The sequence below is a fragment of the Shinella yambaruensis genome, assembly GCF_022899355.1.
GTDB classification, from domain to species: Bacteria; Pseudomonadota; Alphaproteobacteria; order Rhizobiales; family Rhizobiaceae; genus Shinella; species Shinella yambaruensis.
The window spans coordinates 68,457-81,008 of sequence record NZ_JALJCK010000016.1; the positions used below are offsets into that span (position 1 = coordinate 68,457).

A 12,552-nucleotide genomic window follows, 5' to 3' on the forward strand; every position below is an offset into this window, starting at 1 on the left:
GATGAAAACCTACTTCAACGACCTGCCGAAGACGGCGCTCGGCGCGTCCTACTGGCTCTTCGCGGTCTATCTCGTCCTGCCGCTGTCGCTGATGATGGTGATGAGCCTCAAGGATGCCAATTTCATCGCCTTCCCGATCAACAGCTGGACGCTCGACTGGTATGCGAAGGTGCTGCAGGACCGGCAGTTCATCAACGCCTCGCTCTATTCCATCGGCATCGCGCTCGCGACCACGGTCTGCGCCACCATCATCGGGGTCTGGATCGCGCTCCTGATCTCGGCGGAGAATATCTGGGGCAAGGCGGCGATCTTCGCGCTTGCTTGTCTGCCGGCCGTCGTCCCCGGTCTCATCAACGCCATTTCCATGCGCATATTCATCCGCGCGCTGGACATTCCGACAGGAACCTTCGCCATCGTGCTCGCGCACACGGTGCACGCGGTTCCCTTCGTGGTGATCATGGTTCTGACGCGCCTGCGCTCGATGCCGGCGAACCTCGTGGATGCCGCGCGCGATCTGGGGGCCGATCCGTTCATCGCCTTCCTGCGCGTGACGATCCCCTATCTGATGCCCGCGCTCATCGGCGGCATGATCTTCTGTGTGCTGACCAGCATCGACGACTTCGTGCGCACCTTCTTCCTCGGCGGATACCAGCCGACCCTGCCCATGCTGATCTTCGCCAAGGTGCAGGGCGGCATGTCGCCGGAAATCAACGCCATGGCGACGATCGTGCTCATCGTCACGACCATTGTCGGCCTCTATGCCGAATACTTCACCCGCCGTTCCAGGAGCTGATGCGTATGCAGCCTGTCGTCCAATTCAAGAACGTCAACAAGTTCTACGGAACGCAAGCCGCCGTGGAGGATCTGGACCTTGCCATCGATGCGGGCCAGTTCGTCACGCTGCTCGGCCCGTCGGGCTGCGGCAAGTCGACCACGCTGCGCATGCTCGGCGGCTTCGAGGACCCGACCTCCGGCGAGATCTATCTCGATGGCAAGCCGATCTCGCACCTGCCGCCGAACCGGCGCAATGTGAACATCGTCTTCCAGGACTATGCGCTGTTCCCGCATCTCTCCGTCATGCGCAACATCGCCTTCGGGCTGGAGCTGAAGGGCCTGGCGCAGGATGCGATCCATCGCCGCGTCACGGAGCTTCTCTCCCTCGTCTCGCTCGCCGATTATGCCGAGCGCATGCCGGCCCAGCTGTCCGGCGGCCAGCGCCAGCGCGTGGCGCTGATGCGCGCGCTCGCACCGGACCCGAACGTGCTGCTGCTCGACGAGCCGCTCTCGGCGCTCGACGCCAAGCTGAGGCAGCAGATGCAGATCGAGCTGAAATCGATCCAGCAAAAGACCGGCAAGACCTTCCTCTTCGTCACGCACGACCAGGAAGAGGCGCTTACCATGTCCGACGTCATCGTGGTGATGAACAAGGGGCGGATCGAGCAGATGGGCGGGCCGGACGAGCTTTACGCCCGTCCGCGCAGCCGCTTCGTCGCCGACTTCATCGGCCGGAGCAACTTCATCGAGGGCAAGGTGGTCTCCGTCTCGGGCAATATCGCCAGCCTGGACTGGCAGGGCAACATCATCCACGCGGACGTCAACGGCACGTCGCCTGCGACAGACAAGGTCGTAACGGTCGCGCTGCGCCCGGAAGCCCTCTACTGTCTGACGGAGAAGCCAGAGGGACGGCTGGCGCTCAAGGGGCGCATCACCGGCCGCGTCTTCAAAGGCGCGCATACCTCGCTCACCGTCACGCTCGAAAACGGCACCAGCCTGCTGGTCCAGCTCGACCCCGTGGCGCTGTCGCATATCGATGGGGACGACGTCTGGATCGGCTGGCGCGAACGCGACGCCGTCCTCCTGGCGGATTGAAACGGAGAGTGGAACCATGATCGACAGACAGCAGCAGCAAAGCCGGCTCTCCAGCCTCAATGCGCGCGTGAAGCAGGACCTCGGCTATCTCAACTATCCGCCGGCCAACTGGTCGAAGCCGGTCACGACGGCCGACGGCGGGCCGGTCAGCGACGTCGTCGTCATCGGCGGCGGCATGTGCGGCCTCGTCGCCTGGCATGCGCTGACGCGCGCCGGCATCGTCAACCTTCGTATCGTCGACCGCGCGCCGAAGGGGCTCGAGGGCCCCTGGCTCACCTATGCCCGGATGGAGACGCTGCGCTCACCGAAGATCCTGCTCGGCCCGGCGCTCGGCGTCGCCTCGCTCAGCTTCCGGGCGTGGTTCACCGCGCTTTACGGCGAGGGCGAATGGGAGGAGCTCTACCGCATCCCCCGACCCATGTGGATGGATTACCTGTCCTGGTATCGCGAGGTCATGGACGTCCCGGTCGAGAACGACACGCATGTCACCCGCATCCTGCCGCGCGAGGACGGTCTTCTCGAACTCGAGATCGCCGGCGGCGCCCGTCCGTCGATCGTTACCCGCAAGCTGGTGATGGCGACCGGCCGCGACGGCCTCGGCGAGCCGACGATCCCGGATTTCGTCAAGGGCATGGAGCGGCACAGGTCCTGGGCACACTCGGCCGACGAGATCGATTTCGACCGGCTGAAGGGCAAGCGGGTCGTCGTCATCGGCGTCGGCGCCTCGGCGGTGGACAATGCGGCCGAAGCGCTCGAGCAGGGTGCCGGCGAAGTCCGCCTTCTCGCCCGCCGCAAGGAGATGCCGACGATCAACAAGCTCATGGGCATCGGCTCCTACGGCGTCATCGCCGGCTTCGCCGAGATCTCGCCGGAATGGCGCTGGCGCCTGATGGACTATGCCGCCAAGCAGCAGACGCCGGCGCCGCACAATTCGACCCTGCGCGTCAGCCGTCACCCGAACGCCTATTTCCATTTCGGCTGCGCCATCGCCTCGATGAAGGAGGAAGACGGCGAGGTCGTAATCACCACCACGAACGGCCGCGTCTTCCGCACCGATTTCGTCATCCTGGGGACCGGCTTCTCGATCGATCCCATGAGCCGCAGCGAGCTTGCGCCCTACCAGGACAGGATCGCCTGCTGGGAGGACCGCTACGACCCGCCGGCGGGCGAGGAAAATCCCGGCCTCGGCCGCTTTCCCTGGCTGAACGGCGATTTCTCCTTCACCGAGAAGGAGCCGGGCACGGCGCCCTGGCTGAAGGACATCCACTGCTTCAACTACGGCGCCTCCGTCAGCGTGGGCAAGGTGAGCGGGGACATCCCGGCAATCAGCGAGGGCGCGCTCTGGCTCGCGCGCGGCGTCGCCGCCTCGCTCTTCATCCGCGATGTCGATTATCACTGGGAAGCGCTGCTCGCCTACGAGAAGCCGGAACTCGACGGAACCGAGTGGACCGATGCGGACGCGCCGGTGCAGGCACAGAAAACCGCGTGAACGAACGCGCGAGATGAGGACACGCCCATGACCGCCTCCCCCGCCGCCGATGTCATCGACACCATGCTCGGCCTCGACCGCTTCCCGGACCTGAAGGCGCTGCGCGAGCGACGCGGCAAGCTCAAGCACCTGACCCAGACGAGCTACGAGGCTGCCCTTCGCCCCGCCGAGCCGCGCAACTTCTCCTACGGCATGAGGGCGGCGCTTGCCGCGCGCATGGCCACGCTCTGGAAATCCGGTGAACTCGTCGCCCATTACCGGGCGCTTCTCGATGGCGAGGATCCGGCGTTGAGCGCCATCGCCGATCCGGGCACCGGCGCGGCCGATGCGGATGCGCGCCTTTCCGCGATCCTCGCCCATGTCGACCTGGTGACGCTCGCGCCCAAGGAGGCGACGCGCGCCAATATCGAGAAGCTGGCCGCCGCCGGCCTCGACGACCGCGATATCGTCACGCTCGCCGGCCTTATCGCTTTCGTCAACTACCAGGTGCTGGTCGTGGCCGGCCTCAAGATGCTGAGGGACAACTGACATGTCGGACGCCGTTCACGAATTCACCGTCGAGGCGCTCGACTGGAAGCCCTATGTCAGGCCGGTAGACCTGGACACGGCAACGCCCGAACAGCTGGACGCCTTGAAGGTCACGCCGTCCAACAAGAAGGTCTCAGCCTATGTGCTGGTGCTCGCCAACGAGGCGGAGACGCTTCGCGAACGCACGCCGCTCTTCAACGACATCATGTACAGCGAGGGCGGGCTTTCGCGCGGCGGCCGCGAGATCGGCGCGCTCGCCGCCTCCTTCGTCAACCATTGCATCTACTGTGCCGCCGTGCATGCGGCCCGCTACATCCAGCTCGAGAAGCGGCCGGAGGTGGTGGAGGAAATCTACAGGAACGGTCTTGACGCCGACCTGCCGGAGTTCGAGCAGGCGCTTTTCAACTTCGGCGTGGACCTGACCGCCCATCCCGACAATGTCGGCACCTACCAGTTCTACCACCTGCGCGAGACCGGCCTCGACGATCTCGAGATCCTCGACCTCATCCATTCGGTCGCGATCTTCGGCTGGGCGAACCGGTTGATGCACACGCTCGGCGAACCGCACCGGCAGGAATGAGTGGAACAGCTTTCCCGCACTGACGGGGGCGGCGCCGTCCGCCCCTTCGACATCACCCATCGCGACGTCCTGACGATCGCGCTCCCGATGATGATCGCCTATCTGTCGAGCCCGCTGGTCGGGCTGGTCGCCACGGGCGTCATCGGGCAGCTCGGCGACGAGGCGCTCATCGGCGGCGTCGCCCTGTCGGCCGTCATCTTCGACGTCATCTTCGTCACCTTCAATTTCCTGCGCGGCGCCACGACCGGGTTCACGGCACAGGCGCTCGGGGCAGGCGACAGGCACGCGGAACAGCGCATGCTGGCGAGCGGCCTGATCATCGCGCTCGTCGGAGGTCTCGCGCTCCTCGTCTTCCACAAGCCGCTTGGCGAACTCGGCCTTGCCGCGATGGGCGCGAGCGGGGCCGTCGCCGAGGCGGCATCGACCTATTTCGCCTGGCGCATCTGGTCGGCGCCCTTCGTGCTCTTCAATTTCGTCGTCTTCGGCTGGATCATCGGGCGCGGCGAGGCGCTCTGGGGCATGATCCTGCAGACGCTTCTGAACGGGATCAATGCCGGGCTCAGTATCTACTGGGTGCTGGGGCTGGACTGGGGCGTCGCGGGTGTCGCCGCCGCCTCGCTCGTTGCGGAAGCGGTGACGGCGCTCGCCGGCCTGTACCTCATCTGGAAGAAGACCGATCCCAAGGCCTGGAGCCTGCCGGGTGCTGCGGCTTTCCGCCGGGCCTTCTCGGTCAATGGCGACATGATGATCCGCTCCTTCGCGCTGCTGATCGGCCTGTCGCTCTTCACCCGGCAGAGCGGCACGCTCGGCATCGAAATCCTCGCAGCCAACACGATCCTGCTGCGCTTTTATTTCTTCGGCGTCGCCTTCCTCGACGGGGTCGCGACGGCAGCCGAGCAGCTTGCCGGCAAGGCCGTCGGCGCGCGCTACCGCCCGGTCTTCGACCGGACGATCAGCCTGACGACGCTCTGGGGCTTCGTCTTCGCAGGGCTCGTCTCTCTCGCCTTCCTCGCCGCCGGCGACTGGGTGATCGGCATCACGGCACCGACGGAAGCGGTTTCCACGCTCGCCCATCTTTACCTGCCCTATGTGGTGGCGCTGCCGATCTTCGGTATCGTCGCCTTCCAGATGGACGGCGTCTATATCGGCGCGACCTGGTCGAAGCAGATGCGCAACCTGATGCTGCTCTCGCTCGCGCTCTATCTCGTCGCCTGGAAGGTGCTGCCGGCGCATTTCGGCAATCACGGCCTCTGGATCGCGCTCATCCTGTTCCAGAGCGTCCGCAGCATTGCCTTCCGCTTCATGCTGCCCGGTCTGGCCGACCGTACCTTTCCCCGCTGACGCCATTTAGCCGACCGGGAGACCCTGGAAAGACTTGATCGTTTCGTCAAGACGCACCCATTCGTGTTTCGATTGTTCGAATACCGACATTGTCGGTGCGGCGAAGGCCGGATAGGCAAACGAGCCGACGGCCACACCGATCCAGGAGGGCGAGGCATCGGCCTTCCAATAGACCGTCGAACCGCAGCGGGCAAAAATGCATCCGGACATTGCGGCCACTGTCGGCAATGCGGATGAACTCCGTGGACGGTCCGGATATCTCGACACAGTCGATCGGGTAGAACGCATTGGCGCTGAACGGCGCGCCGGTTCTTCGCTGGCAAGCGAAGCAGTGACACAGGGCGGTCAATTGTGGCGGTTCGCTGAATGTCAGTCTCAGGGTACCACAGGCGCATTGGGCATCGACCATGGAAATTCCTCCCGCTTGCGTGGTCAAATTTTGCTGATTGAGGGCTGAAGTGCAGGTCGGAACCGCAAGTCCTTGCGGTCGACGATGCGAAGGGGCCGAAGCCTGATAGGTTTCAGGCTAGCCAGAACAGCAAGATAGAGCGAGGGAATGCCGAGGTCCAGAGGCTTACGGACGTTTCTGCCCGTCTGCCTTTCACGAGACTCATAGGGAGTATAGCGGCCGCACGGTCGGCGGTTCTGAAGGATATCAGACCGCCGACCGTGTCAAACGGTGACCTAGGCCAGCGCTGGCAGCAACTGATCGATGCTTTTCTTGGCATCGCCATAGAACATGCGTGTGTTGTCCTTGAAGAAGAGCGGGTTCTCGATGCCGGAATAGCCGGTGCCCTGGCCGCGCTTGGAGACGAACACCTGCTTTGCCTTCCACACTTCCAGCACCGGCATGCCGGCGATCGGCGAGTTCGGGTCCTCCTGCGCCGCCGGATTGACGATGTCGTTCGAGCCGATGACGATGACGACGTCGGTGTTGGCGAAGTCCTCGTTGATCTCGTCCATTTCCAGCACGATGTCGTAGGGCACCTTGGCTTCGGCCAGCAGCACGTTCATATGCCCCGGCAGACGGCCGGCGACGGGGTGGATGGCGAAGCGCACCGTCTTGCCGGCAGCCCGCAGCTTGCGCGTCAGTTCGGAGACCGATTGCTGGGCCTGCGCCACCGCCATGCCGTAGCCCGGCACGATGACGATGCTGTCGGCTTCGTTGAGCGCGGCGGCGACGCTTTCCGCGTCGATGGCGACCTGCTCGCCCGTGATCTCCATCGCCGGCCCCGTCGTCGCGCCGAAGCCGCCGAGGATGACCGAGACGAAGGAGCGGTTCATCGCCTTGCACATGATGTAGGAGAGGATCGCACCGGAAGAACCGACCAGCGCGCCGGTGACGATCAGGAGATCGTTGCCAAGCGTGAAGCCGATGGCCGCGGCCGCCCAGCCGGAATAGCTGTTCAGCATCGAGACCACAACCGGCATGTCGGCGCCGCCGATGCCCATGATCAGGTGATAGCCGATGAAGAAGGCGGCGAGCGTCATCAGGATGAGCGTCCATGCGCCCGCGCCGTTGACATAGAGGATGAGCAGGACGAGCGAGAGGATCGCCGCGCCGGCATTGAGGACATGCCCGCCTGGCAGCTTCTTCGCCTTGCCGTCCACCTTGCCGGCCAGCTTGCCGAAGGCGACGACCGAGCCGGTGAAGGTGACCGCGCCGATGAACACGCCGAGGAACACCTCGACCTTCAGGATCGTGAGCTCCACCGGCGCCTTGTGGGCGAGGAGCGCGGCAAAGCCGGTCAGCGCGGCGCGGCCGGCTTCATCGAGGCTTGCGACATGCGCCGCCTCGATATGGGCGTTGAAGCCGATGAAGACGGCGGCAAGGCCGACGAAGGAGTGCAGCGCGGCGACGAGCTGCGGCATCTCGGTCATCTGCACGCGCGAGGCGACGAAATAACCGAGCACGGCGCCGCCGGCGATCATCAGCACGATGATGAACCAGTTGCCGACATCGGGCCCGAAGACCGTGGCGACGACGGCGAGTGCCATGCCGACGATGCCGTACCAGACAGCGCGCTTGGCGCTTTCCTGGCCGGAAAGGCCGCCGAGGGAGAGGATGAAGAGAACAGCAGCCGCGATATAGGCGGCCGAAACGATACCGATGGTCATGATGCAAATCCCCCGATCACGACTTCTGGAACATGGCGAGCATGCGCCGGGTGACGAGGAAGCCGCCGACGATGTTGATCGTGGCGATCAGCACCGAGAGCGCCGCCAGGATAACCACCAGCCCATTGCCTGAGCCGACCTGCAGCAGCGCGCCGAGGATGACGATGCCGGAGATGGCATTGGTGACGGCCATCAGCGGCGTGTGCAGCGAATGCGAGACGTTCCAGATCACCTGGAAGCCGACGAAGCAGGCGAGCACGAAGACGATGAAGTGGCTCATGAAGGCCGACGGTGCGAAGGCTCCGACGATCAGCATGAGCGCCGTGCCAACGGCGAGCAGTACAAGCTGGTTCTTCGTCTCGGCCTTGAAGGCGGCAGCTTCCGCCGCACGCTTTTCCTCCGGCGTCGGCTCCTTCACCTTCTCCTTCGGTTTCTGCGCGGCGATGGCCGCGATCTTCGGCGGCGGTGGAGGCCAGGTGATCGCGCCCTCGAAGGTGACGGTCGCCCCGCGGATGACGTCGTCCTCCATATTGTGCACGATGACGCCGTCCTTGCCGGGCGTCAGGTCCGTCAACATGTGGCGGATGTTCGTGGCGTAGAGGGCCGAGGACTGCGCGGCCATGCGGCTCGGGAAGTCCGTATAGCCGATGACGGTGACGCCGTTGTCCGAGACGACCTTCTGGTCGGCGACCGTCAGGTCGCAGTTGCCGCCGCGCTCGGCGGCAAGGTCGACCACGACGGAGCCCGGCTTCATCGCCGCCACCATGTCGTCCAGCCACAGTTTCGGCGCGTCACGGCCGGGGATGAGCGCCGTGGTGATGACGATGTCCATCTGCGGGGCCAGTTCGCGGAACTTGGCGAGCTGCTTCTCGCGGAACTCGGGCGTCGACGGGGCGGCATAGCCGCCGGTCGCCGCGCCGTCCTGTTGCGCACCACCGTCGAAGTCAAGATAGACGAACTCGGCGCCCATGCTCTCGATCTGCTCGGCCACTTCCGGCCGCACGTCGAAGGCATAGGTCTGCGCGCCGAGCGAGACGGCGACGCCGATGGCGGCAAGGCCTGCTACGCCAGCGCCGATGACCAGCACCCTGGCCGGCGGCACCTTGCCGGCGGCCGTGATCTGGCCGGTGAAGAAGCGGCCGAAATGGTTGCCCGCCTCGATCACCGCGCGGTAGCCGGCGATGTTGGCCATCGAGGACAGTGCGTCCATCTTCTGCGCCCGCGAGATACGCGGCACCATGTCCATCGCGATGACATTGGCGCCCTTCGAACGGGCCTGTTCCAGCAGCTCGCCGTTCTGGCCGGGATGGAAGAACGAGATCAGCGTCTGGCCTGCCGACAGAAGGTCGACTTCCGCCGTCGTCGGCGGGCGGACTTTGACGATGACGTCGGACGCCGCGACCAGCGCAGCCGCATCCGCGACCACCGTCACCCCGGCCGCGCGATACGCCGCGTCCGAAATGCCGGCGGCCTCGCCTGCGCCCGCCTCGACGAAACACACATATCCAAGCTTTCGAAGCTGAACCGCACTGTCAGGCGTCAGCGAAACGCGCGACTCTCCAATGGCCAGCTCCCTGAGAGCTCCAACCTTCTGTCCCATTTCTCTTCCCGGCAGAGCCGGCCTCTTGTGTAGGCATGTGTTCCGAAAATCGCCGAGAGGTGATCGCGCAGCGGTGTGCCCCCGGCGATGCTTGCCGGCATCTTTCCAGCGAAACGGCGATCACTGGTGATGCGAAGACGCCGAGCGCGTGGTCCCGCAGGCTGTTCCCTAGCGGCCTGCCCTAGTGAGCAACCAGAATGCCCTTGGCCTCGAAGATGTCGCGGATCTTGCGGACATAGCCGTGATAGTCCTTGTTCTCGTGTATCCGGCTCCACTGACGGGGGCGAGGCATGTCGATATTGAGATCAAGGTCGACGCGGCCCGGGCGGGGCGACATGACCAGCACGCGATCCGCCAGGAACACCGCCTCGTCGATGCCGTGGGTGATGAAAAGCACGGTGTTGCCGAGCCGCATCCACATGGCCTGGAGATCCATGATCATCTGTTCGCGCGTCAGCGCATCAAGTGCGCCGAACGGCTCGTCCATGAGCAGGAGACCGGGCTCCTGGATCAGCGCACGGCAGATCGCCACACGCTGGCGCATGCCGCCGGACAGTTCCGAAGGATACTTGTTGCCGAACCCTTCGAGCCCGACCTGGGCCAGCAGTTCCTCCGCGCGGCTGCGGTATCGCGCCACATCCAGCCTCTTGATCTCGATGGGCAGCAGAATGTTTTCGAGCACGGTGCGCCAATAGAGCAGAAGATCGGACTGGAAGACGACGCCGATCTTGGGATGCGGTTTGTTGATGGTCTCCCCATCGATGGCGATCGTGCCGGTCGATGCGCCCGTCAGGCCTGCCAGCAGCGAAAGGAGCGTGCTCTTGCCGCAGCCGCTCGGGCCGACCACGGCGACAAAGGTGCCGGGCTCGAACTTCAGGTCGATCTTGTCGAGGGCCACGACATCTTCGTCTTCACGCGTCTTGTAGATCTTCGAGAGCCGGGCGATGTCGACCGCCGCACCCGCCTGGATAATAACATTCATGGGATTACCTCATTGAATCTTCATTGCTTCGCCAGCCGCGGGCGGCCTGCTTACTTAGTGTCGCGCTTGTAGGTGACGCGGCTCTCGACGAAGTCGATGACGAAATAGAGCATCACACCCAGGCCGGAGATGGCGACGACGGTCGCGAAGTTCAGCGTGGTATCGAACAGGGAATTGGCCTGGAGCTGCAGATAGCCGAGGCCGCGTTCGGCGGCGACGTATTCGCCGATGACCGCCCCGATGACGGCAAGCGACACCGCCACCTTGAAGCCACCGAATATGTTCGGCAGCGCGGCCGGCAGGCGCACCTTGAAGAAGGTCTGCCATTCGCTGGCGCCCATGGAGCGGACCAAGTTGACGAGGTTCTTGTCCAGCGCCTGGAGGCCGACCACCGTCGAGATGACGATGGGAAAGAACGAGATCAGAAAGGCGAGCGTGATCTTCGGCGCCCAGCCATAGCCCAGATACAGCACCAGCAGCGGTGCCAGCGCCACCTTCGGCACCGTCTGCAGCGCGACCAGGATCGGATAGATGGCACGTTCGAACGCGCGCGAGTAGAAGATCGCGAGCGCCAGGGGAATGCCGACGAGCACGCCCATCGCAAATCCGGAGACGACTTCGAAAAGGGTCACATAGGCATGGCTGGCGAGCAGAGGAAGCTCGTTGACGATACGCGTCGCGATGGCCACCGGCGTCGGCAGGACGAATTCCGAAAGTCCGGAAAGCGGAACCAGGACCTGCCACGCCCCAAGCAACAGGGTTGCGAGAATGATCGCCGAATAGCGTTCGAGCCATGGCCCCCGCGATTTCTTCCTGCGCATGGCCTTATCCTGTTTTGACTGGGCGCGATCGGCGCCGAATACATTCGTGCTCGCCACCTTAGCCTCACTGTGTCAGAAGTTCGTTGGTAAAGAAGGTCGATGCCGGCTTGGGGTCGCCGATCTCCTCGGCGCTGCTGACGAGTTTCAGCGCATCGACGACCGCCTTCTCTTCGATCCAGCCGAGCGGCGTGCCGCTCGTCGGTGCGTGGATCGATGCCGACGTCGCCTCGATCTGCTGCTGGATGACCTTGTCAGAGGGACCGGCCTGCCAGACCGCCTTGAGGGCCGCCGTCGCACCCGCCGGATCGGCTTTCGTCATCTCGATCGCCTTGGCATTGGCGGCAAGGAAGCTCTTCAGGGCAGCGCCCCGCTTGGCAATGCCGCTGTCACTCACGACCACGGCCATGCCGGGGATGGCAAGGCCGTATTCCACCATGTCGAGCGTCGGGAAGGTCTGGCCGGTCTTGTCTTCAAGCACCGGCAGGTCATTGGTCTTGTAGACGCTGACCACGTCGACCTGGCCCTGCAGGAACTGCGGCACCCGCGACTGGGAATCCATCTGGACCTTCGAGACCTTGCCGCAATCGACCTGGTTGATTTCGCAGAAGGCGTCGAGATAGGACGTGCCGGTTTCCCCGACGGCATGGGCGATGGTCTTGCCCTCCAGATCCTTCGGCGTCTTGACCGGCTTTTCGGCATGCGAGATCAGGGCGATCGGCGTTTCCGGCTGGTAGAGCGCGACGATCTTGACCGGCATGCCCTTCTGGATGGCCGAGATGGCGAAGATCCCAGGCAGGATGACCGCGTCTTCCTGGCCCTGGATGAGCGAACCGAGCGCGGCCTGCGATCCGGCGCCTTCGCCGAGCTTCAGGGTGACGCCGGCATCCTTGTAGACGCCTTTCTGCTCGCCGAGATAGAAGAAGCCGTATTCGCCCTTCAGTTTCCAGCTGAAGCGGACCTTCACCTCCTCGGCCATTGCACCCTGGCTCGCCACAAGCGTGGCGATGGCGGCTGACCCGACGAGTGCGGCTCCGCGAATGACACGTCTGACATGCATCATTTCACTCCTCCCTAGCGGACGCCCGCTGGCGTCCCGTTGGCTTCCTGCCTCATTCATTCCCCAAGGATCGAACCAGGGCCTCCTACCCGTTAGCTCAATTCTTGATCTCATAGTGTGATCACATATTGGGATTGTCAAGTAAAGAATCTGAGAGAGATCACATG

General features: G+C 64.3%; 11 protein-coding genes and 1 pseudogene. 6 read left to right on the forward strand and 6 right to left on the reverse strand.

Annotation, left to right across the window (positions count from 1 at the left end; translation table 11 throughout):
- Position 1: 1 nt before the first annotated feature.
- Genes MUU56_RS28425 through MUU56_RS28450 form a run of 6 tightly spaced genes read left to right on the forward strand, consistent with a single transcriptional unit; the run spans position 2 to position 5,807 of the window.
- Positions 2-793, forward strand: a complete 792-nt coding sequence (locus tag MUU56_RS28425; protein WP_244770646.1) for an ABC transporter permease — start codon at positions 2-4, stop codon at positions 791-793.
- A gap of 5 nt (positions 794-798) precedes the next feature.
- A complete protein-coding gene (locus tag MUU56_RS28430; protein WP_244770647.1) occupies positions 799-1,869 on the forward strand; it encodes an ABC transporter ATP-binding protein in 1,071 nt (356 codons plus the stop codon).
- Between the two features lie 16 nt (positions 1,870-1,885).
- The gene (locus MUU56_RS28435; RefSeq protein ID WP_244770648.1) at positions 1,886-3,358 is read left to right on the forward strand and encodes an NAD(P)-binding domain-containing protein; all 1,473 of its coding nucleotides are present in this window, start codon (positions 1,886-1,888) and stop codon (positions 3,356-3,358) included.
- A 27-nt stretch (positions 3,359-3,385) separates the two neighbouring features.
- Positions 3,386-3,886: a CMD domain protein gene (locus MUU56_RS28440; protein WP_244770649.1), complete on the forward strand. Its 501-nt coding sequence runs from the start codon at positions 3,386-3,388 to the stop codon at positions 3,884-3,886.
- A 1-nt stretch (position 3,887) separates the two neighbouring features.
- Complete coding sequence (locus tag MUU56_RS28445) at positions 3,888-4,466, forward strand: peroxidase-related enzyme (RefSeq protein WP_244770650.1); 579 nt, start codon at positions 3,888-3,890, stop codon at positions 4,464-4,466.
- Positions 4,467-5,807, forward strand: coding sequence for an MATE family efflux transporter (locus tag MUU56_RS28450; RefSeq protein WP_244770651.1), 1,341 nt, complete (start codon positions 4,467-4,469; stop codon positions 5,805-5,807). It begins immediately after the preceding gene.
- A gap of 6 nt (positions 5,808-5,813) precedes the next feature.
- On the opposite strand, the pseudogene MUU56_RS28455 reads toward MUU56_RS28450, so the two are convergent.
- From MUU56_RS28455 to MUU56_RS28480, 6 genes and pseudogenes are all read right to left on the reverse strand, one after another.
- A pseudogene (locus MUU56_RS28455) lies at positions 5,814-6,216 on the reverse strand (GFA family protein).
- Positions 6,217-6,491: 275 nt separating this feature from the next.
- Positions 6,492-7,925: an NAD(P)(+) transhydrogenase (Re/Si-specific) subunit beta gene (locus MUU56_RS28460; RefSeq protein ID WP_244770652.1), complete on the reverse strand. Its 1,434-nt coding sequence runs from the start codon at positions 7,923-7,925 to the stop codon at positions 6,492-6,494.
- 16 nt (positions 7,926-7,941) lie between these two features.
- The gene (locus MUU56_RS28465) at positions 7,942-9,525 is read right to left on the reverse strand and encodes a Re/Si-specific NAD(P)(+) transhydrogenase subunit alpha (RefSeq protein ID WP_244770653.1); all 1,584 of its coding nucleotides are present in this window, start codon (positions 9,523-9,525) and stop codon (positions 7,942-7,944) included.
- A 181-nt stretch (positions 9,526-9,706) separates the two neighbouring features.
- Positions 9,707-10,507 carry an ABC transporter ATP-binding protein gene (locus MUU56_RS28470; RefSeq protein ID WP_244770654.1) on the reverse strand — a complete coding sequence of 267 codons (801 nt, stop codon included), beginning with the start codon at positions 10,505-10,507 and terminating at the stop codon, positions 9,707-9,709.
- Positions 10,508-10,557: 50 nt separating this feature from the next.
- Positions 10,558-11,328, reverse strand: coding sequence for an ABC transporter permease (locus MUU56_RS28475; protein ID WP_244770655.1), 771 nt, complete (start codon positions 11,326-11,328; stop codon positions 10,558-10,560).
- 64 nt (positions 11,329-11,392) lie between these two features.
- The gene (locus tag MUU56_RS28480) at positions 11,393-12,388 is read right to left on the reverse strand and encodes an ABC transporter substrate-binding protein (protein ID WP_244770656.1); all 996 of its coding nucleotides are present in this window, start codon (positions 12,386-12,388) and stop codon (positions 11,393-11,395) included.
- Positions 12,389-12,552: the final 164 nt, after the last annotated feature.